Source organism: Streptomyces inhibens, assembly GCF_022221585.1.
Taxonomy (GTDB): Bacteria; Actinomycetota; Actinomycetes; order Streptomycetales; family Streptomycetaceae; genus Streptomyces; species Streptomyces inhibens.
In genome coordinates this window covers 7,149,063-7,175,245 of sequence record NZ_CP084681.1, presented here as the reverse complement: position 1 = coordinate 7,175,245, position 26,183 = coordinate 7,149,063, and the positions used below count along the sequence as shown (strand labels likewise).

General features: G+C 71.1%; 20 protein-coding genes and 1 pseudogene. 8 read left to right on the top strand and 13 right to left on the bottom strand.

Annotation, left to right across the window (positions count from 1 at the left end; all coding sequences use genetic code 11):
* Positions 1–10: 10 nt before the first annotated feature.
* The 9 genes from KI385_RS32445 to KI385_RS32405 all read right to left on the bottom strand — a co-directional run bounded on the left by KI385_RS32445 (position 11) and on the right by KI385_RS32405 (position 11,848).
* Entirely contained in the window at positions 11–1,564 is a 1,554-nt protein-coding gene (locus KI385_RS32445) for an FAD-binding oxidoreductase (protein ID WP_238575620.1), read from the bottom strand.
* Positions 1,561–3,234, bottom strand: coding sequence for a glycerol-3-phosphate dehydrogenase/oxidase (locus tag KI385_RS32440; RefSeq protein WP_238575619.1), 1,674 nt, complete (start codon positions 3,232–3,234; stop codon positions 1,561–1,563). Before KI385_RS32440 ends, KI385_RS32445 begins: the two co-directional genes overlap by 4 nt.
* Before the next feature lie 73 nt (positions 3,235–3,307).
* Complete coding sequence (locus KI385_RS32435) at positions 3,308–4,870, bottom strand: FGGY family carbohydrate kinase (RefSeq protein ID WP_238575618.1); 1,563 nt, start codon at positions 4,868–4,870, stop codon at positions 3,308–3,310.
* Positions 4,871–4,916: 46 nt separating this feature from the next.
* A complete protein-coding gene (locus KI385_RS32430) occupies positions 4,917–6,365 on the bottom strand; it encodes an MFS transporter (protein ID WP_238577951.1) in 1,449 nt (482 codons plus the stop codon).
* A gap of 186 nt (positions 6,366–6,551) precedes the next feature.
* Entirely contained in the window at positions 6,552–6,929 is a 378-nt protein-coding gene (locus tag KI385_RS32425) for an XdhC family protein (RefSeq protein ID WP_238575617.1), read from the bottom strand.
* Positions 6,930–7,074: 145 nt separating this feature from the next.
* Positions 7,075–8,082, bottom strand: coding sequence for an amidohydrolase family protein (locus KI385_RS32420; protein ID WP_238575616.1), 1,008 nt, complete (start codon positions 8,080–8,082; stop codon positions 7,075–7,077).
* Positions 8,083–8,154: 72 nt separating this feature from the next.
* Positions 8,155–8,637, bottom strand: coding sequence for a (2Fe-2S)-binding protein (locus KI385_RS32415; RefSeq protein ID WP_238575615.1), 483 nt, complete (start codon positions 8,635–8,637; stop codon positions 8,155–8,157).
* Positions 8,634–9,566: an FAD binding domain-containing protein gene (locus KI385_RS32410; RefSeq protein ID WP_238575614.1), complete on the bottom strand. Its 933-nt coding sequence runs from the start codon at positions 9,564–9,566 to the stop codon at positions 8,634–8,636. The genes KI385_RS32415 and KI385_RS32410 overlap by 4 nt, the downstream gene beginning before the upstream one ends.
* Complete coding sequence (locus KI385_RS32405; protein WP_425356998.1) at positions 9,563–11,848, bottom strand: xanthine dehydrogenase family protein molybdopterin-binding subunit; 2,286 nt, start codon at positions 11,846–11,848, stop codon at positions 9,563–9,565. The genes KI385_RS32410 and KI385_RS32405 overlap by 4 nt, the downstream gene beginning before the upstream one ends.
* A 446-nt stretch (positions 11,849–12,294) precedes the next feature.
* Between KI385_RS32405 and KI385_RS32400 the strand changes: the two genes are divergently transcribed.
* From KI385_RS32400 to KI385_RS32370, 7 genes and pseudogenes are all read left to right on the top strand, one after another.
* Positions 12,295–13,539: an MFS transporter gene (locus KI385_RS32400; protein ID WP_238575613.1), complete on the top strand. Its 1,245-nt coding sequence runs from the start codon at positions 12,295–12,297 to the stop codon at positions 13,537–13,539.
* Between the two features lie 30 nt (positions 13,540–13,569).
* Positions 13,570–16,485, top strand: coding sequence for an AfsR/SARP family transcriptional regulator (locus tag KI385_RS32395; protein ID WP_238575612.1), 2,916 nt, complete (start codon positions 13,570–13,572; stop codon positions 16,483–16,485).
* A 285-nt stretch (positions 16,486–16,770) separates the two neighbouring features.
* Positions 16,771–18,891, top strand: a complete 2,121-nt coding sequence (locus KI385_RS32390; protein ID WP_238575611.1) for an AfsR/SARP family transcriptional regulator — start codon at positions 16,771–16,773, stop codon at positions 18,889–18,891.
* A gap of 289 nt (positions 18,892–19,180) precedes the next feature.
* On the top strand, positions 19,181–19,993 hold the full coding sequence (locus tag KI385_RS32385) for a helix-turn-helix domain-containing protein (RefSeq protein WP_238575610.1): 813 nt from the start codon (positions 19,181–19,183) through the stop codon (positions 19,991–19,993).
* A 90-nt stretch (positions 19,994–20,083) separates the two neighbouring features.
* Positions 20,084–20,391: pseudogene (locus tag KI385_RS32380) on the top strand (esterase); the annotation flags it as partial.
* Positions 20,392–20,456: 65 nt separating this feature from the next.
* Positions 20,457–21,179, top strand: coding sequence for an alpha/beta fold hydrolase (locus KI385_RS32375; RefSeq protein WP_238575609.1), 723 nt, complete (start codon positions 20,457–20,459; stop codon positions 21,177–21,179).
* 232 nt (positions 21,180–21,411) lie between these two features.
* Complete coding sequence (locus KI385_RS32370) at positions 21,412–22,281, top strand: LysR family transcriptional regulator (protein ID WP_238575608.1); 870 nt, start codon at positions 21,412–21,414, stop codon at positions 22,279–22,281.
* Here the strand turns inward: KI385_RS32370 and KI385_RS44690 are convergent.
* Positions 22,274–22,522 carry a helix-turn-helix domain-containing protein gene (locus KI385_RS44690; RefSeq protein ID WP_425356997.1) on the bottom strand — a complete coding sequence of 83 codons (249 nt, stop codon included), beginning with the start codon at positions 22,520–22,522 and terminating at the stop codon, positions 22,274–22,276. The genes KI385_RS32370 and KI385_RS44690 overlap by 8 nt on opposite strands.
* A gap of 508 nt (positions 22,523–23,030) precedes the next feature.
* Here KI385_RS44690 and KI385_RS32365 point away from each other — a divergent pair.
* Entirely contained in the window at positions 23,031–23,954 is a 924-nt protein-coding gene (locus tag KI385_RS32365) for a hypothetical protein (protein WP_238575607.1), read from the top strand.
* 73 nt (positions 23,955–24,027) lie between these two features.
* Here the strand turns inward: KI385_RS32365 and KI385_RS32360 are convergent, their stop codons facing one another.
* From KI385_RS32360 to KI385_RS32350, 3 genes are all read right to left on the bottom strand, one after another.
* Complete coding sequence (locus KI385_RS32360; protein ID WP_128505511.1) at positions 24,028–24,336, bottom strand: AzlD domain-containing protein; 309 nt, start codon at positions 24,334–24,336, stop codon at positions 24,028–24,030.
* Positions 24,333–25,133 (bottom strand): AzlC family ABC transporter permease, encoded by an 801-nt coding sequence (locus KI385_RS32355; RefSeq protein ID WP_425356996.1) that lies wholly within the window; start codon positions 25,131–25,133, stop codon positions 24,333–24,335. Before KI385_RS32355 ends, KI385_RS32360 begins: the two co-directional genes overlap by 4 nt.
* 95 nt (positions 25,134–25,228) lie before the next feature.
* Positions 25,229–26,113: an AraC family transcriptional regulator gene (locus KI385_RS32350; RefSeq protein ID WP_238575606.1), complete on the bottom strand. Its 885-nt coding sequence runs from the start codon at positions 26,111–26,113 to the stop codon at positions 25,229–25,231.
* Between the last annotated feature and the right edge of the window lie 70 nt (positions 26,114–26,183).

The following is a 26,183-nucleotide window of genomic DNA, read 5'->3' as shown; positions in this document are numbered from 1 at the left end:
ACCGCTGAGGTCAGTTCAGCGGAGACGTACCGAATCGACTGGGAAGGCCGAGTTTGCCTGGGTTGAGAATCCCGGCCGGGTCCAGGGCCGTCTTCACCGCGACGAAGGTCGCGAAGCCGGCTCCGAGGGATTCCTCCAGGTAGGGGCCACGCAGCAGTCCGCAGCCGTGGTGGTGGCTGATCGCCGCCCGGTGCTTGATGAGGACGGCGTTGGCCGCGTCCCACACCGAGCGGTACCAGTCGCGGCGTGACTCGGGCGCCACCTCACCGCGCAACGAGAAGTACACGCAGGCGCCGTCGGTGTAGGCGTGGGACTGGTGGGCCGAAGCCGCCAGCGTGCCGGGCACCGACTGGATCGCGGCGACCACTTCGTCGTAGATGACCGGCAGGGCTGTCCAGGACGCGGCCATCTCCAGGGTGTCGGCGACGAAGCCCGGCCCCGGTGTGAAGCCGTCCGCCGACTTTCCGACCAACATCCGCTCGTCCAGCCAGCGTTCGAAGACCGCCTTGCTGTCCAGCTCGGGGCCGTACGCGGCGCACACCTCGCCCGCCACCTTGATCGACGCGTCGACGATCGCCGGGTCGCCCTCGTCGGCGATCAGGAGCAGGTTGGTCTCCGGGTGACCGAAGTGGGTACCGGATTCCAGGGTGTCGTACAGGCGCAGCACCGCCGGGGTCGCGCCGCGCTGCAGGATCTTTCGGCAGGCGTCCAGTCCCTCCGCGAAGGTCTGGAAGCCGAACGCGAGCGCGGCGGCGTACTCCGGCAGCGGGTGAACGCGCAGGCGGGCGGAGACGATGACGCCGAGTGTGCCCTCGGAGCCGACGAACAGCTGGCGCAGGTCCGGGCCGACCGCGGCGCGGGCGTAGTCGCCGTACGTGGCGCGGGTACCGTCCGCGTGCACGACGTCGATGCCGACGACCATGTCCTCGATCTTGCCGTACCGGGTGGAGAGCTGACCTGCGCCGCGGCAGGCGATCCAGCCGCCGACCGTGGAGACCGCGAACGCCGAGGGCCAGTGGCCCGTCGTGACGCCGTACTCCTCCTGGAGCTGCTTCTCGAAGAGGTCACCGAACATGCCGGCCTCGACGTCCACCACGTTCGACTCGGCGTCGAAGCCGGTGATGCGGTTCAGCGCACAGACGTCCAGGACCACACCGCCGAAGACGGGGAGCGCCGCGCCTGTGACATTCGAGCGGCCGGCCGACGGGGTGACCGGAACGCCGGCGTCGTGGCAGATCCGCAGGACGGCCGCCACCTGGTCCGCGTCTGCCGCCTCGACGATCACGGCGTGCGGCGTCGCGGGGCGGCCCTCGGTCTCGCCGATCATCGAACCGGCCCACCAGTCACGGGTCCGGGTGACGACCTCGTCGCGGTCGGTATGCACGGCGTGCGCGGCCGCGCGCAGCGCCTCGACCACCGGCTCGGGGACCTCGACCGGTTCGGTCTGGAGCGCGGCCTCGCCCTCGCCGATGGGGGTGTTCTGCGCCCACTTGGCCGGGCTGGGGGCGCCGACGGTGTAGCGGCCCCGGTTGAACGGGTGGGTGATGGTCTGACGGCTGATCACGCTGCTGCTCCTTCGAGGAGGACGGACTTTTCGTGACGGACGGCTTCGAGGTACTCGGCGACCGAGCGGTCCACCTCGGTCTCCGTGAGGTTCAGTTCCCGGCCGAGGATCGTTCCGACGGCGGCTGCCGCGTCGGCGGAGGCGTCCCGGGCGAACAGGCGGGCGCGCAGTCGGCGGGACAGGATGTCGTCGACGGAGCGGGCCAGTTCAGCGCGGGCCGCGTACACGACCTCCGCCTTGGTGTACGGCAGTCCCGCGACGATCGGCTCGGCCAGCGTGGGGTCGTCGGCGATGAGGTCACCGACGAAACGGGCCTCGGTGCCGTAGCGCTCGCCCAGGTGCGCGGCCAGGCCGCCGGACGCGGCGACCGCCTCGGCGTCGTAGCCCGCGCCGCCGAGCAGCGGGAGTTTCGCGGTACGGCTGGCGCCCTTGCGGCCGAGCACCGTCATCACCTTGTCGATGACGAGTTCACCCATGTGACGGCTCGTGGTGAGCTTGCCTCCGGTCACCGTCACCATCCCGGTGCCGCCGATGGTGATGTGATGGTCGCGGCGCATGTCGAGCGTCGCACCCTCCTTGCCGCCGACCAGCGGGCGCAGACCACCGATGGAGCCGACCACGTCGTCCGGGGTGAGCTTCCCGTCGAAGGCGGTGTTGGCGCCCTCCAGCAGGAAGTCCATTTCCGCGCGCGTGCAGTGCACCTCGTCGGGGGATCCCTCGAAGTCCTCGTCCGTGGTGCCGAGGACCACGCTGTTGCCCCAGCGGGTGCAGGTCGCGCGGCGGGCCCGGCCGGGGATCGGCACGGTGACCGTGCAGTTGATCCGCACCCTGTCCCACGGCACCACGATGTGGACGCCCTTGGCGGGGCGGATCTGCGGCATGTGCCCGTCGTCGGCCATCGCGTCGACGTGGTCGGCCCACACCCCGGTGGCGTTGACGACCGCGTGCGCCCGGATGTCGAGGGTGTCGCCGTCCGCGGTGACCTGGGCGCCGGACGCCTTGCCGCTCCGCATCAGCAGGCCCTCGGCCTTGGCACCGTTGAGGATCGTCGCACCGAGCGCGGCGGCGGTCCGGAGGACGGTGAGGACGAGCCGGGCGTCGTCGGTGCGGGCGTCGAAGTACATCAGCCCGCCCTTGAGGTTCTCCGCGCGCAACGTCGGCGCCTGCGCGAGGACCTCGGGGACCGTGAGCCGCTGGTGCAGCTTGCCGATCCGCCAGCCGCCGACCAGGTCGTACGTCCACAGCAGACCCTCGAAGCCCTTGGCGAGGCGGGCGTCGAAGATGCCCTCCTTCTCCAGGACCGGGAAGAGGAACGGCAGCCGGTGCACCAGATGCGGGGCGTTCTTGCGGAACCGGTGGCGCTCCAGGAGCGAGTGGCGTACGAGATTGACGTTGCCCTGCTCGATGTAGCGCAGACCGCCGTGCACCATCTTCGAGGACTTCGACGACGTGCCGGAGGCGAAGTCGTCCTTCTCGACGAGCGCCGCGCGCAGCCCGCGCGAGGCCGCGTCGAGCACGGCGTACGCCCCGGTGATGCCACCGCCGATCACGACCACGTCGTAGGTTTCGTCGGCCAGCCGGCGCTTGGCCGCCGCGCGGTCGAGCAGCAGGGGCGTTCGGCGGGTCGCCGCGGCGCTGCGCCGCGGTTTCCGGGCGGGCATGGTGATCACAACATCAACTCCTGGTGTTCCGGCGCGACGGCCGGTGGTCGGCTCCGGGCCGTCAGCGCGACGGTGCGGGCCGTCAGTGGGGGGTGTGCGGTGTGCGGGGCGGCAGTTCGGGATCCTTGAGGTGGCTGCTCAACAGGTCGTGCCAGTCCGCCCGTTGACAGTCCCGTGCCTCCGTGCTGATCGACGGCTCGAAGATCCGGCCGTGCGGTTGCGCCTCGACGGCCTCTTCGAGCGAGGACCACAACCCCTCGGTGACCCCGGCCAGATAGGCGGTGCCGCGCAGGCTCGCGGTGGCGGAGTCGGCGATCCGCTCCAGCGGCAGGCCGGTCAGGTCGGCCTGGATCTGCACCAGCGGGTCGCTGCCGGAGACTCCACCGCCGACCCTGAGCCGGGTGAACGGCGCGCCCATGGTGTCGGAGACGCCGTCGATCAGATCGCACACCGAGTGGGCGATGCCGTCGAGGACGGCGCGTGCGAGGTCGGCGCGGGTGGTGGCGAGGGTGAGCCCGGTGAAGGCGGCGGTGGCCTCCGGGCGCCAGACCGGCGTACGGATCCCGGCGAGCGCCGGGACGAAACGCGGGGTGCGGCCGGGCCGGGTGGGCACCCGGCCCGCCTCCTCACCGAGTGCCTTCGGCGAGGGGAACAGTCCCAGGTCGTCGCAGAGCCAGCGCAGCGCCGAACCGGCCGTGGAGGTGTACGCCTCCAGGCTGTAGTGGGTGGTGCCGCCCTGCCGTCGGCCGGGCTGGGCGACGACCCCGGAGATGTCCGGCCGGGGCAGGGCGGGCGTGGTGCCGGTCGCGGCGGCGACGAAGGCGCCGGTTCCGTACATGCACATGCCCTGCCCGGCGGCGAGACCACCGAGGGCAATCAGGGCGGCATGCTGATCGCCCATGGAGGCGGCCAGCGGGACGGAGGTACCCAGGACCGCCGGGTCTGTCGTACCGAATCCGGCGTCGTCGGAGCGGAGTTCGGGCAGCAGGTCGAGGGGGAAGCCGAGCCGGCTGATCCATTCCTCGTCCCAAGCGTGCTGCTTGAGCAGATAACCGCCGCTCGATGCGGCGTTGGTGGGTGTGGTGACGTGCACGGCGCCTCCGGTGAGGCGCCAGATCAGCCAGGTGTCGACGGTGCCGAAGAGCAGCCGGCCCTCGCGGTGGGCGGCCGCCACCTCCGGGTGCGCGGCGATCTGCCGCGCGGCCCAGAGGAACGGGGAGCGGGCGCCGACCGGCCTGCCCTGCCGGGCCAGCAGGAGGGTTTCCCACTTCGCCTCGTAGGCGGCGAGTTCCTGCGCGTAGCGCCGGTCCTGCCACACCACGGCGGGCAGCAACGGCAGCCCGGTGACCCGGTCCCAGAGCATCGCGGTGGCCCGCTGGGTGGAGAGCGCGATCGCGGTGATCTCGATGCCGTCCGCGCGGGCGCGGCCGACAGCGCGACGCGACACCTCAAGGGTGGCGGTCCAGATCTCCATCGGGTCCTGCTCGACGGAGAGGTCGTCCGGATGGCTGACCTTGATCGAACGGTAGAACACCTCGTGGGCGGCACCGGAGTCGAGGACGACGCCGGCCCTGGTGCCTGTGGTGCCCTCATCGATGGCCAGCACACCGCGCCGTGGGGCGGCGCCAAGGAACGTATGTGTCATTGCAGCCCTTTCCTTGCGAGCTTGCGGCGGTACGGGGCCGGACGGTTCAGCTCGCGGTGGTGGTCGCCGCGGGGCCGGCGTGCGTGCCGCCTGCCGGTCCGTGCGCCGCGGCCGCCTCGTCGGGTGACACCTCGGCCTTCATCGGATCCCACTTGATCGCAAGGCAGGTGATCAGGCCCAGCAACGGCACGACCGAGAGCACCAGGAAGGTGTGGCCGAGCCCCAGCGAGTCCTTGATCTGCGGGAACGCATAGAGGCCGACGACACTGCCGAAGCTGCCGATCATGCCGGTGACGCCGGTCCCCAGCGCGCGCACATCACTGCTGTACGAGAGCGCGGCGATGGACTTGCCGTTGGCACCGGGGCCCGCGGAGTGGCAGAGGATGAACACGACCGGCAGCAGGAACGCCACGGCAGTGGGGATCTTCCCGAAGGTCAGGCCCATCACCAACAGGGCGACAAACACCCCGGCGAAGCCGGTGGCGGAGCTCAGCCGCAGCCCGAGCCGGCGGCCGAAGTAGGCCGACGCAAGGCCGCCCACGATGCCGAAGGCGTTGAACACCATCGAGCCGACCGTGGCCTTCTCGAAGCTGTCGCCGAAGATCGTGAGGCTGATCACCGGGAGGTACCAGCCGACCGCGAAGTACTGCATCGACTGCCCGAGCGAGATCGCCGAGGAGAGGACGGTACGCGGCAGGTAATCGCCCTTGAACAGCAGCCCTGCCTGGCGGAATCCGATGGCGGGCGCGGTGGTGGCGGCGCGGGTGACGCCATCGGGTGTACCGGCGACGGCGTTGATCCGGTAGATCCTCGCCAGATTGCGGACCGCGTCGTCGAGGCGGCCCCTGCTCGCCAGCCAGGCGGGGCTCTCCACCAGCACGACCCACTGCAGGGCGAGGAGAACCACGGCGACGACACCGGCGGAGCCAACCGACCAGCGCCAGATGTCCTCGCCGACGTCCAGGTTGAAGAACACCAGCGCGAGGACGAGGTTGCTGGTGCTGGCCATGTACCAGACGGCCTGCCACAGATTGAGCCGCCCGCCGAGCTTCGCGGGCGTGTACTCGGCGAGCAGAGCCATCGCGACGGCGAAATCGATGCCGTACGCGATACCGACGAGCACCCGGCCCAGCCAGACGGTGGTGAAGTCCCCGGCGCACGCGGCGAGTAGCGCCCCCGCGGCGGCGAACACCTTGGCGATCAGCAGCGGGGGAACGCGGCCGATCCGGGTCGCGAGCCAGCCGCCGACCGGATTGAAGACGATGGCCAGTGCCGGAGCGGTGGCCGTGAGGACCGAGATCTGGGTGCTGCTGAGATCCATCTGTGCCGTCATCGGGCCCAGGCCCGCGCTCAGAGCCGCATTCGAATAGGCGTCGAGGAACAGCCCGCCGAACACCAGAAACCACATGATGCGCGCCCGGCCGCTGATCTTTCCCAGCCTGTCGATGAGCGCAACGACATCGGCGACGCCTTTGACGCTCGGACGTTGTGCCATGAATCCGCCTTCGGGGAAGACCTGTCGGCGGTACGGCAACGAAAAAAGGCACGACGAAACCACCGACAGGTGGTCTATGTCTGTGCCTGTCACAACACCGCGGAAAGCGCCGCGGCACGAACTACGGTGCGAGATTAAGAAGGGGGCCGAGCGGCGTCAAGGGTTTGGGGAAGGTTTTCCGTGGCGTCATGCCTGGTGGACGGTGTGCGCAAGAGTCGTCGGGAGGTTGCCGAGAGTGCCCGCCCGCTGCGGCCGTCGCAGGGCGATGAGTTCCGCCGCGATCGACACGGCGGTCTCCTGTGGTTCGGTGAGGTCGCCCGGGTCGTACGCCCGCACGGTGGCGTCGTCCGTGCCGAGCATCGTGCGGGCGTGGGCCAGGACAGCGGCGTCCAGATCCACCCGGCCGGTACTTCCCAGGTGCCGGTCTTCCAGCAATGCGATCGTGCGTCCTGCCCGGCCGTCCGGACCGGACGTCACCCTCGCCACGACGACCGGTCGCTCGGCTGTCACCGCCCGGTGCGCGGCAGCGAGGACCCGAGCCGTCTCCCCCTCCACGGCCTGCACGAAGACGTCGATCGCACCTCCGCAGGTCAGCCCGACGGCGCGCTGCCTCGCACGGCCACGACGCTGGCGACGGCGAAGGGGGAACCGGAGGCCTGCCACTCGAGCAGACGTGGCGCCAGGTGTCGCACGGAAGCTCTCCGATCTGTCAGGTCCGGGCAGGCGGCTCGGCGGTGGGCGTCATGCCCAGGAACACGCGGCCGTTGGTTTCGAGCGTCGCGGCGTCGATTCCGTTGTCCAGGAGGAAGCCGGCGGGGTCCGGCTGGGCCATGTCGAAGGGGTAGTCGCTTCCGCACAGGATCCGGTCCGGCGAGGCATGGGAACGGAGCAGCCTCAGCACCTCGGGGTCATGCGTGACCGTGTCGAAGTAGAGCCGGGCGAACGATTCGGCCGGCGGACGGCTGCTTCCCTGACGTACATCGCCGCGTGAGCGCCATCCGTGTCCCCACCGCCCCACCAGGGACGGCGCGCAGCCTCCACCGTGGACGAAGCAGATCCGCAGGTTCGGCAGTTCCTCCATGACACCGCCCAGGAGCACCGAGGCCACGGCGGTCGTGGTCTCCACCGGGTTGCCGATCAGGTTGACCAGGTAGTGGTGCTCCCACTCAGGCCGCGGCGACTGCATGGGGTGGACCAGCACAGCGAGACCGAGTTCCGCGGCGACACCGAGCACCTCACGCATGACGCCCTCGCCGTAGGAGCGGCCCTGTGCGAGAGGGGGGACGGCGACGCCTGCGACACCGTCGGCCTCCGCGAGCCGCGTCAGCTCCCGTCGGGCGGCCACCACGTCGTCCAGCCGCACCAGCCCGAGTCCGACGAGCATTCCGCCGGTGGTGGACACGGCCCGGGCGAGCTGTTCGTTGTAGGACGCGACGTAGTCGTCGGCCTCGGACGGCGCGTGGACGGGGAAGGCGAAGGGAGGTGCCGAGATGACGCGGGTGCCGAGACCGGCCCGCACCGTGTCGGCGACGACGGTGTCGATGTCGGTCATCGCCGCGGTCGGAAACGACAACGGGATGTCGCCGAGGAACAGTTCGCCGTCCCGGTCGTTCATGCCTCCGAGCGGGTTCCCGGGCGGGAGGGCGAGCAGTTCGCGCGGCAGCCAGTGCGCGTGGATGTCGATGATCCCCGCGCGGATCTCACCGGTTACAGCCATGTTCTTCTCCTCGATCGTCCCCAGGGGACGGCTGATCACGCGTGCCGCGGTCCCGCGTCGCACGCGCAGCTGTCATGTGGTGGTTTCCTGCTGCTCCTTGGCGGCGCGTGTGATGGCGCGCCGGATGGGTTCGTAGCCGGTGCACCGGCAGAGGTTGGAGCCGACCAGGCCGGCGACGCGCTCGGGATCGTCACCGAGGCCCGGATCGGACTCCAGCGCCCCGGCGGCCACCATGAGAAAGCCCGGAGTGCAAAATCCGCACTGCAGAGCATGCTCGGCCGAGAAGGCCCGCTGGAGGGGGTGGGGCTCGCCGCCGGGTCCCGAGAGCCCTTCCACGGTGCGCACCGAGCTGCCCTCGCACTGCACGGCGAACATGAGGCACGAACGGACGGCCGCGCCGTCCACCAGGACGGTGCAAGCCCCGCAGATCCCGTGCTCGCACCCGAGGTGCGTACCGGTGAGGCCGCAGTCCTCCCGCAGTACGTCGGCGAGAATCCGCCGTGGTTCCACGTCGAGTGCGTAGTCCACGCCGTTCACGTTGAGGGTGATCTTCATCGGTGGTCTCCCTTGAGTGCGGCGACCCGCGACCGCTGGTCCGCCGCCGCTTCACACAGCGTCCTGCCGACCAGGACCGCGATGGCTTGGCGCTTGTACTCGACGTCGGCGTACGGCTCGGCCACGGGCGCGGCATCCTCGTCCGCGGCGATCCGGCCCGCGCGGGCGAACGGGTGGTCCTCGGGCAGCCGGTACCCGGCCCGGGGGAAGCGGGCCTCGGCGCCGATCAGCGCCTGCTCGGCGGCGTGTGCCCGTACGGGCTTGTCGGCGGAGTTGACCAGCCCGATCCGTGCCTCGCTGATCAGACCGTCCCGCACGGTCAGCGTCGCCGCGACGGCCACCTGGGCGAAGCAGAAGTGTGTGCGCCGGTGCTCGATGAAGCCCACCCCGGTGTCCTCGCCGAGCAGCGGAAGGCACACCGAAGTGATCAACTCCTGCGGGCGGCGCGCGGTGCGGTACGGACCGTGGAAGTAGTCACCGGCCGCGACCCGGCGCACCCCGTCGGGGCCTTGCAGTTCGACACCGGCATCGAGGGCGACCCCGATGGCGCACCACTCCGAGGCGGGATGCGCCCAGGCGAAGCTGCCCGCCATGGTCCCGCGGGAACGGATGGGGGGATGGGCGATGTTGACGACAGCGCGTGAGAGCAGCGTGCCGAGCGGGCCCGGCACTGCCTGCGCCGATTCGAAGACGCTGTGACGGACCAGGGCGCCGACGCGCAGCGTGTTGTCGTCGATGCTCATGTGATCGAGTTCCGCGATGCGGTTGATGTCGACCACGAGCTCCGGGCGGATGCGTTGCAGGTGCATCTCCAGGATGAGGCTCTGTCCACCGGCGAGCACCTGAGCCTTCCGCCCGGTGTCGCCGAGCGCATCGACGGCCTCGCGCACCGTGCGCGGCACGATGTAGTCGAAGGCAGCGGGCTTCACCGGCCCTCCTCCTCAAGTTCGTCGATTTTCGGAGCGCGCGCCGCTCGCCAGACGACGTCCGGGGTGAGCGGCATCTGCAGCAGGTCGGGGTCGGCGATCCGCAACGCATCGGCCACGGCGTTGACGAGGGCGGCCGGCGTGCCGATGCAGCCGGACTCGCCCGCTCCCTTCGCGCCGAGCGGCGTGCTGGGGCTGGGTGTGCAGGTGTCCTTGATCTCGATGGGCGGGATCTCGGTGGACGTCGGCAGCAGATAGTCCAGCAGGCCCTTGGCCAGCACGGGCACCCCCTGCTCGTCGAACGTCATGCCCTCGTACAGCGCTTGGCCGATGCCCTGCACGGCCGACCCGAAGGCCTGCCCGTGCACCACGGTGGGGTTGAGCACCACCCCGCAGTCGTCCACCGCCACCACTTGCAGTACATGCACGGTGCCCAGTTCCGGATCGACCTCGGTCACGGCGGCGTGGGCGCCGAACGGGAACGCCATGCCCGCCTCGAACCGGTCGTCCACGCGCAACGGCCCGGTGGTCTTCACCAGTTCGCCAAGGCTCACGGTCGCCGAGCCGTCGTGAGCGGCATGCACCGTTCCGTCCGACCACTCCACGTCGTCGACCGGCAGACCCCACAACCGCGCCGCCCGCTCCCGGGCCGCTTCCATGAGGAGGGAGGAGGCGTGCTGCAGCATCGCGCCGGCCACCTGCGCCGAACGGCTGGCGAAGGAGCCCAGGCCCTCCGGCTGTTCGTCGGTGTCCCCCTCGACGAGCCGGACCCGCGTCTCCTCCACGCCCAGGGTCTTGGCGACCAGCGCGGGAAAGACCGTCTCGTGGCCCTGGCCGCTGGGGGCCGCCCCACACCGGGCGGTGACCGTACCGTCTTCGTGAGCCTCGACACCGCCGAACTCGTGGAGTCCACCTGATTCGCCACCGGTGCGCTCCACGTAACAGGAGAGTCCGATCCCCAGCGGCAGGGCGTCCGGGTCGCTGCGGCGCCTGGCCTGTTCGGCACGCCACTTGTCGTAGTCGAGCGTCTCAAGGGCCAGATCGAGGGCGGCGGCGTAGTTCCCACTGTCGTAGCGCCGACCGGTCGGCGTCTCGTACGGGAAGTCTTCGGGTGGGATGAAGTTGCGCCGCCTCAGTTCGACCGGGTCCATCCCCAGCCGACGGGCCAGCACGTCCATCGACCGCTCGAGCGCGATCGCCGCTTCGGGCCGCCCGGCGCCCCGATAGGGGTAGGTCAGCATCGTGTTGGTCAGCACCGAACGGAGGGTGGCGTGGACCCGGGGCGTGGTGTACGGGCCCGTCGCCATCCAGGCGGTCTGCATCGGCAGGCCGACGCCGAGGTGCGGATAGGCGCCGACGTCGGCGTCGATCTTCAACTCGTAGGCGAGGAGCCGTCCTTCGGCGTCGGCTGCGAGCCGGACCTTCTGGTCCTGCCCCCTGCCCCGAGTGGCGACCATCATCGACTCCAGACGGTCCTCGATCCATCGAACGGGCCTCCCCAGCTTCACTGCCAGGAAGGCGACCACGACGAACTCCGGGAACGCCGCGCTCTTCGACCCGAACGCGCCGCCGGTGTCCGGTACCACCACCCGCACCCGGTCGGTGGACCAGCCCAACAGCGCGGCCAGTTCGCGGCGCAGCCGATGAGGCATCTGGTGCCCCGAGAAGACCGTCAGCCGGTCCCCCTCGGGCACGGCGAGGATCGTCCGGCACTCCATGGGACTGGGCATCAGCAGTTGCTGGCGGTATCGGCCCTCCACCACGGCCGCCGCTTCCCGCCAGACGGACTCCTCGATCGGCTGCCCGGTCTCGCCTCGCAGAGCGATGTTGCTCAGGCCGTCGAAGAGACGTACGGAGTCGTTCGCCGCGGCGGACGTCGTCACCGCGGCGGGCAGCGGATCGATCGCGAAAGCGACCTCGGCAGCTCCGTCCTCGGCTCGGTAGCGGTCCTCCCCCACGACGACCGCCACCGCTTCACCTGGGTACCGCACACGGTCCTTCACGAGCGCCGGCCACTCCCGGCCGGCCACGGCCTCGTTCGTGGACAGCCTGGCCAGCAGGGTGTGGGGGACCGGAGGCAGGTCCGGCAGATCCGCTGCGGACCAGGCCCCTATGACGCCGGGCACCTCACGAGCGGAGGCGCAATTCACCTCACGCAGTGCGCCATGAGCGACGTTGGATCTCACAAACGCGGCGTCCAGGGATCCCGGCACTTTCATATCGGCGACATAGCGCCCTCGGCCGGTGAGCAGCCGTTCATCCTCACGCCTTGTCCATTGCTCCACAACTACACACCTCTGCGCTCGTGTTATTGCGGGAATCGCCCGTGTGATCGCCACACGTGTGCAGAATGCGTGCCGGCGAATTCGACCCTCCCGGGCGAACCTATTGGCGAGAAAATGCGCCCGGATGCATTCAGCGGATTCGACGCTAACCGCCGTTTCAAGCGGGTACGTAGCGGCAGGTGGATACTGTGCGCTCTGAGGTCAGGTCTCATGCGCTACCGCTGTAGCCGGTACAGCTGGTCCGGCCGTTCCAGGCCGCGCTCGCGCGGGCGAGACCCATCTCCCATCGAGATGACTGATATCCCGAACCATCGCCTCAGTTGAGGAAGTACGAGGAGCAGGCGGGTGCTTCTGCCTGTGTGAAGGCAGCGAAGAGGCTGCTCGATCACCGCAAAGTGTTTCCGCCCGAGTCGGACCATCCGGCTCTCCACCTCAAGAAGGTGCCCGTGTCCACATCGCCTTCCCTCCAGACCCCGGGCCGGTCCGCCACCGCCAAGGCCGCGTCCGGCGTTCCGGGGTGGCTGGTCGCGCTCCTGGCCGTCGCCTCCGGCATGACCGTCGCCAATCTGTACTACGCGCAGCCACTGCTGTCCTCGCTGCGCGGCGTGTTCCACATCAGCACGGCCACGGCCGGCGGGCTGATCACCCTCACCCAGGTCGGCTACGTCCTGGGCATGCTCTTCCTGGTCCCGCTGGGCGACCGCCTGGAGAAGCGCCGACTGGTCACCGTCCTGCTGACGGTCACCACACTCGCCCTGGTCGCCGCCGGCCTCGCCACGAGCTTCCCCATGCTGCTGATCGCCTCCCTGCTCAGCGGCGGGACCTCGGTCGTCGCCCAGATCCTGGTTCCCTTCGCAGCGAACCTCGCCCCGGACCACGCCCGCGGCCGCATCGTCGGCCGGGTGATGAGCGGCCTGCTCGCCGGCATCCTGCTCTCCCGCACCGTCAGCAGCCTGGTCTCCGACGTCGCCGGCTGGCGCGTGGTCTACCTCGGCTCCGCGGTACTGATGGCCCTGCTGGCCCTGGCCCTGCACGCGGCCCTGCCGCAGCACGCGCCCACCACAACCCTCCCGTACGCGCACATGCTGCGCTCCACCCTCCAACTCGTGCGCACACACCCGGTGCTGCTCCGCCGAGGCCTCTACCAGGCGGCCATGTTCGGCGCGTTCAGTGCCTTCTGGACCACCGTCTCGTACGTGCTCACCGGCCCCCGCTTCCACTACTCCCCCGTCGGGGTCGGCATCTTCGCCCTCGTCGGCGCGGCCGGCGCGGCCATCGCCCCGCTCGCCGGGCGCTGGGCCGACCGCAAACTCGTACGCCCCATGACCGCAACCGCCTTCGCCGTCGCTGCCCTGGCCTTCGCCCTCGCGGGAGTCGGACAGCGCCACATCGTCCCGATCGCCCTGGCCGCCGTACTCATCGACATGGCCGTGCAGACCACCCTCATCCTCGGTCAGCACACCATCTACCAACTCGACCCGACCGCCCGCGCCCGCCTCAACAGCGCCTTCATCGCCACCTTCTTCATCGGCGGCGCCCTCGGTTCACAGCTCGGCTCCCTCGCCTTCCGTGCGGGCGGCTGGACCGGGGTCACCGTCCTCGGGTCGGCCCTGCCGCTGCTCGCCCTCCTCTACTGGGCCACTGAACGCCGGCAGCCGCAGACAGCGAGGCGGGACGCAGACGGTCTGTAACGCGGGTAATGCAAGGGGTGACATAGAGTCATGGCGAGGAATGCCAGTTCCAAGGAGGACAAGTTGCCGCTGGAGCCGCTGCAGTTCGCGGTCCTGGGTCCGGTCCGGGTCTGGCGGGCGGGGACCGAGCTGACACTCGGACGTCCCCAGGAAAGAGCGCTGCTGGCCCTGCTGTTGGTACGGGCAGGTCAACCGGTTGCTGTGAGCGAGATCGTCGACGTGCTGTGGGGCCGACGCCCACCGCACAGCGCGGTAAATGTGATCCGCCGCCATGTCGGGTCGCTGCGCCGCCTGCTGGAACCCGGACTCCCCACCCGCGCTGCGGGCCACTGGCTCATACGGGACGCCGGCGGATACCGGCTGGCGACCGACAGTGCCTCCCTGGACCTCCTGCACTTCCGCGGACTCCGTGAGGAGGCCCGGCAGGCCACCGCGGACCGGTCGCTCGCGCGAGCCGTGGAACTCCTCACCGAGGCTCTGTCCGTGTGGCGCGGGCCGGTCGCTTCCGGAATCCCCACGGAGGTTCGCGAACACGCGGCTTTCGGCTCGCTGGACCGCGAGCGCCTCGCGACCGTGCAGGAGGCGGCCGACGCGGCGCTGCGCGCCGGCATCCCGGCGGCCGCCCTGCCCGAGCTCCAGCAAGCCGCTGCCGACAACCCCTTGGACGAGCCTTTGCTGGCCAGGCTGATCCTCGCTCTGGCGGCCACCGGACGGCTGCCCGAGGCACTGAGCACCTACCGGACCGCATGCGCCCGGCTCGCCGACGAGTTGGGCATCGACCCGGGACCTGAACTGCGCCACGCCCACTGGGCCGTGCTGCACGACGCGCCCTCGACGGCCGAGTGGTCCACCGGGACTCACCCTGATCCCGATGTGCCGGCCTCGTATCTCCCCGGTCCGCAGCCGGCCTCCGTACCCACACCCGCGCAACTGCCTCACGACCTGCCGACGTTCACCGGGCGCCGTGCCGAGCTGGACGAGGTGCTCGCGCTGCTGCCGAGCGACGGGAAGCCCGCCGACACGGTGGTGATCAGCGCCATCGGCGGAATGGCGGGGATCGGCAAGACCACGCTGGCCGTGCACTGGGCCCATCAGGTCGCCGACCGGTTCCCCGACGGACAGCTCTACGTCAACCTGCGAGGCTTCGACCCGTCAGGGACGGTCATGAGCCCGGGTGAGGCGGTCCGCGGTTTCCTGGACGCACTGGGAGTGCCGCCCGAGCGCATCCCGCACGGTGTGGACGCACAAGCCGCGCTCTACCGCAGCCTGCTGGCCGGACGGCGGTTCCTCGTCCTGCTGGACAATGCGCGGGACACCGATCAGGTACGGCCGCTGCTTGCCGGCACGCCAGGCTGCCTCACCCTCGTCACCAGCCGCAACCAGCTGTCCGGGCTGGTGGCCGCCCACGGCGCCCACTCACTGGCCCTGCGTCCGCTCGACGCCGAGCAGGCACGGGCATTCCTCGGCCGCCGTCTGGGCGCAGGGCGGCTCGTGGCCGAGCCCGAGGCGGTGGCCGAGATCACGGCACTGTGCGCCGGGCTGCCTCTTGCCCTGGCCTGCGCCGCGGCCCGCGCGGCCGCCCACCCCCACTTCCCGCTGTCGGCCATCGCGGCCCAACTGCGGGAAGCCCACGGCAGCCTCGACGCCTTCACCCGGATCGACACGTCCGCGAACGTCAGCGCGGTCTTCTCCTGGTCCTCCAAGTCCGTCTCGTCCGGGGCGGCCCGCCTCTTCCGGCTGCTCGCCCTGCATCCCGGCCCGGACTTCTCCGTACCGGCCACGGCCGCCCTGGCCCAACTCCCGGTAAGGGACGCACGTCTGCTCCTGGCCGAACTTTCCGGCGTCCACCTCATCAACGAGCACGCTCCCGGCCGCTACACCTTCCACGACCTGCTGCGCGCCCACGCCGCCGAACTCGTACACACCCATCACACAGAGGCCGAGCGCCGGGCGGCCGTGGACCGACTGTTCGAGCACTATCTGCGTACCGCCCGTGCCGCAGGCCTGCTGCTCGCGCCGCACGCGGATCCCATGCCGTTGGGGCCGGCCCCAACGGGGGCCGACGCCGAACCACTCATCGACGACCGGCAGGCTCTGGCCTGGCTCACAGCCGACTACCCCGTGCTGCTCGCCGTCATCGACGCGGCGGCGAACTCCGGCCGCAACGAGCTTGCCTGCCTGCTCGCCTGGTGCCTGGAGCCGTTCTTCGACCGGCGGGGGCACTGGCACGACTGGGCGGCCACCCAGCGAACCACGCTCGACGCCGCCCTGCGGCTGGCCGATCCCGCCATGGAGGCCCACGGCCTTCGGGGGCTGGCCCGGGCAGAGGGCCGCCTGGGCCTGTTCGACCGATGCCGCGCCCGCCTCGACCGTGCCCTGGAACTCTTCACCGAGCTGGGAGACGGCATCGGGCGGGCCGGCACCCACCGGAGCCTGGGCTGGGTATGCGATCAGCAGGACGACCTCGCCGGCGCCCTCCGGCACAACCAGCTGGCCCTGGACTTGTTCCGGGCCGGCGGCCACCAGGCTGCGCAGGCCAGCGTCCTCAACTCCGTCGGCTGGTACCACGCCCTTCTCGGCCAGTACCGGCGGGCCCTGAATCGCTGCTTCCAGGCCCTGGCCATGCTGCGGGATCTGGGCGACCGTTACGGCCAGGCATCCACCTGGGACAGCATCGCCTACGCCTACCACCACCTCGGCTGCCACCCGCACGCCCTCTTCGGCTACCGCAACGCGCTCGCCCTCTACCAGGACCTGGGCGCGCCGTACCTGGAGGCCGGCACCCTCACCCGCATAGGCGACACCCATCTTGCGATGGGCAACGACGATGACGCCCGCGCCGCCTGGCAGCCGGCGCTGACCATCCTCACCGCACTCGGCCACCCCGACGTCGATCAGGTCCGCGCACGACTCCGGGGAGGGGACGAGCAGCGCCGTCTCGCATGACGACCGCACGGTTTCTCGCGACGCCCGGGTTGTTGCCGGCAGTGGTCGGACAGGGTCGGGTCGATGACCGTTTCGCGTGTGCCGTGCGGGTGGCGCCGACCGCCACGGTGGGAACCGCTGACCTGGGGCTTTGTCTGAGAGTGCCCCGGCTGTAGTCCCGTAGCGCCCCGGCCCAGGACATTCCCCGGCCCGCCCTTCTAGGCTGCCGCAAGGGGTTGGGCGGCCGGCGGCTCCGTATCACCGGGCGCCGCCCCCCGCGGAAGCAAGACGGAGTGCGATGCATTGATGCGGTTCGAGGTGCTGGGCCCCCTGCGGGTATGGCATACGGAGAGAGAACTCGATCTCGGGTTTCCCCAGCAGCGCGCCCTGCTTGGCCTGCTCCTGGTTCAGGCGGGCCGACCGGTGCAGATGAACGAGGTCGTCGACGTGCTCTGGGCCGAGCAACCGCCGGTCAGCGCGATGAATGTGGTGCACCGTTACATCGGTTCGCTGCGGCGGCTGCTCGAACCGGGGCTACCGCCCCGGGCGCCCGGACATCGGCTGCTCCGCCACGCCGGAGGTTACCTTCTGCAGGCGGATGAGCACGAGGTCGACCTGCTGCGGTTCCGCAGCCTCACCAAGCAGGGCAAGCGGGCCGTGGCCACCGGGAGACCCGAGGTGGCGGTGCGGCACTTCACCGAAGCACTGCACGAGTGGCACGGTCCGGTGGCGATGGGCCTCCCCGCGTCCGCGCGGGCACACCCCCTGTTCACCGCCCTGGAGCGCGAGCTCGTGTGCACGACGCAGATGGCAGCCGACGCCGCACTGCTGTGCGCCAGGACGGAGCTCGTCCTGCCCAGACTCCGCCAGGCCGTCGAACTCGATCCCCTGAACGAGCCGTTGCACGCCAGGCTCGTCATGGCACTGGCGGCCTCCGGGCTGCAGGCAGAGGCATTGGCGGCGTACGAGAACGTACGACAGCTGCTGGCCGAGGAGTTGGGGGTCTCTCCCGGCGCCGAGTTGTCCGCCGCCCACACCCGGGTGCTCCGTCAGGAACTGCCGCCGACCGGGCCCACACCTGGCCACGGGAAGCAGACGGTGCCGCGAGAATCGCCGGGGCCCTTTACCCGGCCCGCCCAGTTACCGCCCGATCTGACGGTCTTCTCCGGCAGGCGGGCGGAGCTCAGCAGCCTGCTGGACATCGCCGATTCGACGGCGGCCTCCGCCGGAGCACCCACGACGGTCGTGATCAGCGGGATGGCGGGCATGGGGAAGACCACACTCGCAGTCCACTGGGCCCATGAAGTCGCCGATCGGTTTCCGGATGGTCAGCTCCATGTCGAGCTACGGGGTTTCGACCCCGTCAGGAGGGCTCTCGACCCCAAGGAGGCACTGCGCGGGATGCTCGCAGCGCTCGGCATGCCTCCCCGGGGCCTCCCGAGCAGCCTGGACGCACTCGCCGGTCTGTACCGCAGTCTGCTGGCCGATCGTCGGGTCCTCGTGCTGCTCGACGACGCCACCGACGCCGGACAGGTCCGGCCGCTCCTGCCCGCCTCGCCCGGCTGCCTGGCACTGGTCACCAGCCGCAACGGACTGCCCGGCCTGATCGCCTCGGGGGCTCATCCGCTGCGCCTCGATCTGCCGTCCGCCACGGACGCCCGCGCCGCGCTGGCCCTGCGTATCGGCTACGAGCGCCTGGCCTCCGATCCCGATGCGGCCGACGAGATCATCACGCTGTGCCGGCGCCTGCCGCTGACTCTGGCCATCGTGGCCGCCCGCGTCATCAGCCGTCCGGACTTCCCGCTGGCGGCAATCGCCGCCGAACTGCGTAACTCCCACGGCAGTCTCGACGCCTTCTCCGGCTCGGGAGGGGCGGCCGACGCTCGCGCCGCCTTCACCTGTTCCTACCGGCGCCTGCAGCCTGAGAGCGCACGGCTGTTCCGGCTCCTGTCACTGCACCCTGGCCCGGACCTCACAGTGGATGCGGCCGCCACCCTCGCCGCCCTCCCTGCCAGGACGGCCCGGCTGATCCTCGGCGAACTGGCCGACGCCCACCTGGTCACCGAACACGCACCGGGTCGCTACACCGCACACGACCTTCTGCGCGTGTTCGCCGCCGAGCTCACCGAAGCGCATGATTCGCCGGCTGAACGTCATGCCGCGCGGCAGCGCCTGCTCGATCACTCCTCGGGTACCGACCACTTTGTCGGCGAGCCGTTGGGAGCCGAAGGGAATCTCCTGAAGGCGGCATCGCCACCGGACGCGGACCACTGGTGTGCCAACCACTCATCGGCACAGGTCAGGGCGCAGGTCAGGGAACAGGCCGAGTCCCAGGATCGACCGCTGTCGACGACCCCGCGCGCCACGCATGCCGACGGGGGCCCCTGTCACTCCGCGGTCACTCTTTTTGCACTTTCTCCTTCCTAGGCTCCGAGCGAAGTGGACGACGGTTTTGTTCGGCTGACCTCGGAGGCGACGGCAGATGACGTGCGACACCAGCACCATCGAGGCTGGAGGCGGTGAGAGTGGCTCGCCAACGCAGGTGTCCCGCAGGCAGAAGAGGGTCTGCCGGATGCCCATGGGCCTCGACATCGTCAGCACGGATGCGGCTCCCGCACGGTTGCCCTTGCCGGGGCAATCCCAGCCGGCCGACGTTCCTGGGCCGGCTCGCCATGCTCACCGGCTGATCGCGCGGTACAGCGGCGAGTATCTCTTCGTGGGCGTTCGAGGCGGCCACGGCGCTGCTGCCGTGCGGCACGCCCGGGACATCTTCCTCGAGCCGGGAGACATCTGCTTCTACGACGCACGCCATCCGCCGACACTGAACTCTCCCGAGCGTTTCCGTATGAAGGTCTTCCTCGTACGGCGCGAGTCGCTCGGGCTCGAGGAGTGCGACGTGCAGCAGCTCATGAAGGCCCCTGTCACCCGGACCTCCCGGCTCGCAACGCTGCTGTCGCCGTTCCTCTCCGAACTCGCGGACACAGCTTCGTCGTCCCCGCCCCCGGTCAGCGACATGCTCGCCTGGAACGCCGTGAACCTCCTGGCCACCCTCGCCGCGGAGCACCTGGGCAGGCACGTGACGGGCACGCTTGACGGCCAGTCACCGCTGATGTCCCGGATCCTGCAGTTCATCGACCTGCATCTGACCGACGCGGACCTGTCCCCCAAGGTGATCGCCAGGGCCCAGCACATCTCGGTGCGGTACCTGCACAGGCTCTTCCAGGACGAGGGCACGACGGTCGGCCGGTGGATACAGCGCCGCCGCCTCGAGGAGTGCCGACGCAACCTGCTGCTCCGGGTCCGGGGCCACCAGACCATCGCGGCGGTGGCCAACCGGTGGGGGTTCATGAGTGCCACGCACTTCAGCCGGGTGTTCCGGGCCACGTACGGCATGTCTCCCAGCGAGTGGCGGGACACGGCCGGCCGGGGTGCCGACCTCGCGGCCGCTGAGAACTGCTCCGTGCACTGTGAGGTCAACTTCGGTGCGCACATGGACGAAACGGCCGGGCTTGCGCGTTTAACGTGGTGATCGACGACATCACAGCTCTCTGTATCTGCCCGGAGTCGCCTCACCTCGCCGGAGAGACCGGCATACCGCACGACACTCCAGGAGAATCACATGTCCGATACCGCCGACCCTGTTCCACCGGTCCTGGAGCCTGCGGCAGCCGCCTTCGCGGAAGCCACCATCCGCCGTATCTGTTTGACCTGCCGCCGGCCGAGGGCCGCAAGGCGGTCGACGAGGTGCGGTCCGGTGAGATCGAGAAGGCGGAGATCGCCGAGGGGTGGATCACTGTCCCGGGCGGTCCGACGGGCGGTGTCCGCGCCCGGATGGTGAGGCCCGCCGGTGCCGAGGGGACGCTGCCGGTGATCCTCGGCGCGGACGCCGCCGTGGTCTTCCCGGCGTACGACCTCTCCCCGCTGGCCACCGGCACCCTCCGTACCGCGCTCCACGCTCACTGACCACCTCATCGACAACAAGGAACCCCACCTTGACCACAAGCGCCACACCCACGGCCGTTCTCGTCCACGGAGCCTTTGCGGACGCCGCCAGCTGGTCGGGAGTCATCGCCGAACTGCACAGCCACGGCATCCCGGTCGTCGCACCGCCGAACCCGCTGCGCGGCCTGGCGGCCGATGCCGCGTACATAGCCTCCGTGGCCTCGCAGATCGACGGCCCCGTCGTGCTGGTCGGCCACTCCTACGGCGGTGCGCTCATCACCGTGGCCGGCGCCGCGGAGAACGTCGTCGGACTGGTCTACGTGGCGGCCTATGTCCTCGACGAGGGCGAGAGCCTCGGCGAGCTGCAAGGGCGCTTCCCCGACTCACCGCTCACCAGCAACCTGAAGCAGGCGACGTATCCCGTAGCGGGTGCGGAGCCCGCGGTCGAGGTCACGATCGACCCGGATGCCTTCCCGGCCGTCTTCGCCGCCGATGTCCCCGCCGCCGTCACCAAGGTCCTGGCGGTGACACAGCGTCCGCTGGCCGCCGCGGCGTTCACGGAGACAGCCTCCGCGGCCGCGTGGAAGACCACGCCTTCCTGGGCGCTCGTGGCCGGTGCGGACCAGGCGATCAACCCCGAGGTCGAGCGTTTCGGCGCGAAGCGGGCCGGGGCGATCGTCGTCGAGATCGAGGGTGCCTCGCACGCGGTGGCGGTGTCCCGGCCCAAGGAGGTCGCCGACCTGATCCGCGACGCGGTACGGGCGACGAGCTGACGGGGCGTCACAGACAGCCGCGCGGACGGACTCCCCCGTATCGCGTCCGCGCGGCCCATCCATCGTGCACCGTGCGGCATCCGGCGGCACGTCGCGGAGATCACGTCGATTCCGCGCCTGAGAGGGCGTGAGCTTCCGGTGCTCGCACCGGAAGCCCGGCACGTACCACCCTGCGCCCGTACCCCTCGCCACCGCCGGACGCGACGGAGCGCTGCTTCACCGGGAGCGGATTATGGATCTGCGGCAGATGGAGGTCGTCGTCTCGGTGGCGGAGGCAGGCGGTTTCACGGCAGCGGCAAGACGGCTGCACGTGGTGCAGTCCGCCGTGTCGAGCACGGTCCGGGCCCTCGAACGCGAATTGGGCACCCCCTTGTTCGACCGCACCACGCACCGGGTTGCCCTGACACCGGCCGGCGAGGCATTCGTCCCCGCCGCGCGCGCGACGCTACGGGCGGCCGAACTCGCACGGGAGGCGGTCGATGCGGTACAGGGGCAGCTGCGTGGACAGGTGACGGTCGGCACGATGCAGGGAGTCTGGGCCGGGCTTCACCACGCCCTGGCCGCGCTGCGGGCGGAACATCCCGGCGTGGTGGTCCAGCTACGGCAGGCCGCGGTGGCCGACATTCGGCAGGCACTGCGCGAAGGCACCGTGGACCTGGCCGTGGTGGCACTCGACCGCCAGCAGCAGCGAGGCCTGACCACTCGGCTGCTGTCCCGCGAGGAGATGGTGCTGGTGGCCTCGCCCCGGCGGGTTCTCACCGTGACGACGCCGAACGGCGAAGTCGGGCTCGCCGACGTCGCCCGGTTGCCCCTGGTGGACTTCACGCCCGGCTGGGCGATCCGCTACGCGGTCGATCGGGCATTCCGTGCCGCCGGCGTCGACCGCAGCACGACCTTTGAGGTGAACGACATCGTCGCGGCAGCCGAACTGGTCCGCAATGACCTGGGAGTCTGCATCATGCCCAGGTCGATCGCGGACCGCTTCCCCGATCTGCCCCAGTACCGGTTCGACCGACACGCACCGAACTGGAAGATCATGGTGGTACGGCCTCCCGGCGAGGCGCCCCCGGCGGTCGCCGCGCTCCTGCGGCACATCACGTGACGGCGGCCGAGGCGCTCGACGTCGGCTTCGAGATGATGCTCGACGCCGCGCAGCGCCTGCGGCTCGGCCGGGACCTCCCGCCTGAATGGCAGGCGTCCGGGGTCCCCCGGCTGTGGCCCCGCTCCATGTCACCGATCGCGCGGGCACTGACCCCGGAGGCCTCCGCGAGTTCCTCAAGAGTCATGCCCGCGGTATGCCGGAACCCGCGCACCAGCGACCCCAGCGCTTCCGCAGAGCCCACACGTTCCTATCCCCGCATGCACAGCCCAGGGGTTGGGAGGTTGAACGCGCATGGAATGGATCATGCTGTGCGTGTACCACCCCGAACCGAGCAACTCGCCACGACAGAAGGCGGATTGATAAGTGATTCGACTCCCCGCCCGACTGGTGACCCGGACCGCCGGCAGGGGGGAACTGACCGCCGGCCGTTCGCGCAACGACAGGGCGCTGTCATCCCCGGGCGCGGCGGGTGGCCTCACCCCAGGGGGTTTCCAGGGGGTTTCCAGGGAGTTCGAGCACGGAGCGAGGGAGTTTTCCGGGAGTCTCAGCGTGGGACGGACCGGGATGCGAAGGGCTTTCACTTCCGCACAACAGTGCAGTTCATGGCACTGACTGACGAAGGTCTCCGCAGGTCGACAGCTCTTCCGCTGCCAGAAGACCGTCAACCGCATGCCTTCAGTATCCCGCCCTGGGAGGGCAGCGGTGCGCGAGCCGGTGCCGCCGGGGGAGTTCGGCCCTACGGTCGGGCCATGGCCGAAAACGCAAGCCCACCTCCGCCCCCGCTGGCGCGTGCCGAGCGATTCATCTGGCTGACCGCCCGGGTGCTTGAGCAGCGGCTCTTCGAGTACCACTTCCTCGGCGGCGGGGCGGACCCGGTCGACACCGCGCTCGCCGCGTACCGCAATGACGACGACGGCTACGGTCACGCGCTGGAGCCCGATCTGCGCGGCCCGGTCAGTCAACCGCTGCACACCGCGCACGCCCTGAAGGTCCTCGATCTGATCGGGCGCTGCGACGGCCGCCAGGTGGAGCGGATCTGCCGCTATCTGACGAAGATCTCGACCCCTGAAGGGGCGCTGCCCGCGCTGCACCCCTCGCTGCGCGGCTATCCGGCCGCGCCCTGGATCCCGGTGGTCGACGATCCGCCGAGCGCGCTGCTGGCCACCGGCCCCGTGGTGGGGGTGCTGCACCGCAACGAGGTGTGGCACGCCTGGCTGTTCCGGGCCACGGACTACTGCTGGGCGGCCGTGGAGTCACTGGAGGAGACGCATCCGTACGAGGCCGAGGCGGCGGTGGCGTTCCTGGACGGTGCGCCGGACCGGCCACGGGCCGCCGCGGCGGCGCAGCGGCTCGGCCGGATCGTACGGGAGCAGGGTCTGGTGCTGCTGGATCCGAAGGACGCCGCGGACGTCCCGGTGGCGCAGGGGTACGCCCCCGGGGAGCATCACCTGGCGTACGACTACGCGCCCGCGCCCGGCTCGCTGGCCCGCGGCTGGTTCACCGACGAGGAGATGGCCCGGGCGCTGGACCACCTCTCCGCGCTCCAGGGGGAGGACGGCGGCTGGCCGATCAACTGGCGGGCGTGGGCTCCGGGGACGGCGCTGGAGAGCCGCCCGATGGTGACGCTCAAGGCGCTGCTGACCCTCCGGGCATACGGGCGTCCGCTGTCCTGAGCGCCGGGCCGCCCTGCCGGGACCGGGCCGCCGGGCCGGCCCCGGTGGGCTCGGGCCCCTCCCCCCGGCCCGGTCACCCGCCCAGGGCCCGCACCCCGGCGGTGACGGCCACCGCACCCCCGACGACCACCAGGAACGGCGCCCGCAGGGCGAGCGCGACGGCCGCGGCGGCCACCCCCGCGGCCTTGGCGTCCAGCACCAGGTGCCGGCCGTCGCTGAAGGTCTGCTGCGCGGTGAGCGCGGCCAGCAGGGCCACCGGGAGCAACGCGGCCAGCCGCTTGACGAGCGGGCGCTCCAGTACGCCGGCGGGCGCCGACAGACCGAGGTACTTGACCAGGTAGCAGCCGACGGCGGTGACGGCGATCGCGATCCAGACGTTCATACCCGGTCCTCCTCTGCGGTGTGGCGGATCTCCGCGGTCCCGGCGGGCGCCGCCGCCGGCTCCTTCGCCCGCTCCCGTCGCCCCTGTACGAACAGGACGGCGGGTGCGGCGAGCGCCGAGAGCAGCACCGGGACACCGGTGGGCAGCACCGGCAGGGTCACCATGACCAGCACCACTCCGAGGCCGGCCGCGACCCGCTCGACGGTGGTCCTGAGCATCGGCGCGAGCAGCGCCAGGAAGACCGCGGGGCTGGCCGCGTCCAGGCCCCACGCGTCGGTGTCGCCGAGCGCCTCGGCGCCCAGGGCACCGCCGAGGGTGGTGAGGTTCCACAGGGCGTAGAGGGTCAGCCCGGTGACGGTGAAGCCGAGCCGGGCGCTGCGCCGGTCGGGCTGGGCCAGGGCGACGGCGGAGGTTTCGTCGATGACCCAGTGGGCGGCGAGGGGTTTGACCGTGGCCCGGTAGCCGAGGACGGCGGACAGCCGCAGTCCGTAGAAGGCGTTGCGGGCGCCCAGGAAGAACGCGCCGGCCGCGGCGGTGAGCGGGTTGCCGCCCGCGGCGAGCGCGCCGACCAGGGCGAACTGCGAGGCGCCGGTGAACACCAGCAGGCTCAGCGCGCAGGTCTGCAGGAGGCTGAGGCCGGCGCCGGCCGAGGTCACGCCGAAGGCGAATCCGGAGAGGCCGACGGCGACGCCGACGCCGAGCGCGTCCCGGATGACGGCCGAGTCGGGCTTCGCCGGCCGCGCCTCTCCCGGGGGCGCGGCCCGCTCCGTGGTGCGTATGTCTGTCTGTTCTGCCACGCCCCGACGTTAGGAGCCGGCGCGCCCGGTGGTCTTGTACGTTCTTGCGCCTCGCGTACCGCACGCCGCCCGTACCCCCGCACCGCGGGCCGCGCCTACGCCGACCGCTCCCTGCGGTACGCACCGGGCGGCACACCGACGATCCGGGTGAAGTGCCGGTTCAGATGCGGCTGATCGGTGAAGCCGACCGCGACGGCCGTCTCGGCGGGCGCGCTGCCCGCCTCCAGGAGCCTGCGGGCGGCGCGCACCCGGGCATCGGTGAGCCAGGTGTGCGGCGGCATGCCGTACGCGCCCTTGAAGGCCCGCAGCAGCGCGAACGGGCTGGTCCCGAGCTCCTGCGCCAGCTTCTCCAGGGAAGGCGGGTCGGTCATCCGCTCCTCCAGTACGGCGCGGGCGCGGGCGGCGGTCCGGGCGCCCGCGCTGCGCGGCGTACGCGCCGGGAGCGGGCCTCCGTAGCGGCGCAGCAGCCGGGCGACGGCGATCCGCAGCAGGCTGTCGGCGGCGAGGGCGTTGCCGGCCTCGGCGGCCTGGTGGACCTCGGTGATCAGGCGACCGAGGTGCGGGTCCTCGGCGACGGTCTGGGCGAATCCCGCGGTGCCGCGCAGCGCGGTGGTCTCCCCGGCTATCTCGGCGACGACATCGGACGAGGGGTAGAGGGTGGCGTAGGCCCAGCCTTCGGGTGCGCCGGCCCGCGCGGTGTGCGCGACCTCCGGGTTGATCATGATGATGCCGCCGTGGCCGGCCCGGACGGTGCCCTTCTGGAGCCCGACCTCCTCGATGCCGGAGGTGACCGCGCAGACGACATAGCCGTCGTGGGCGTGGCGGGGGAAGGAGTGCCGGACGTAGCGGGCGCGCAGCAGGTCGAGACCGGGCAGCCCGGCGTACCTCCAGTGGCGCGCCCACTCGCCGCGCGCCCGCGGCGTGGCGCCCGTGCCGGGCCCGCCGTCGGTGGCCGCGCCGTCCCCGCTGACCGTGACCATGCCACCATTCTGCGTCCGCCGGACGGCCGCCGACCTGCGCGTCCGAAGCGTGGACGGCCCGGGCACACCC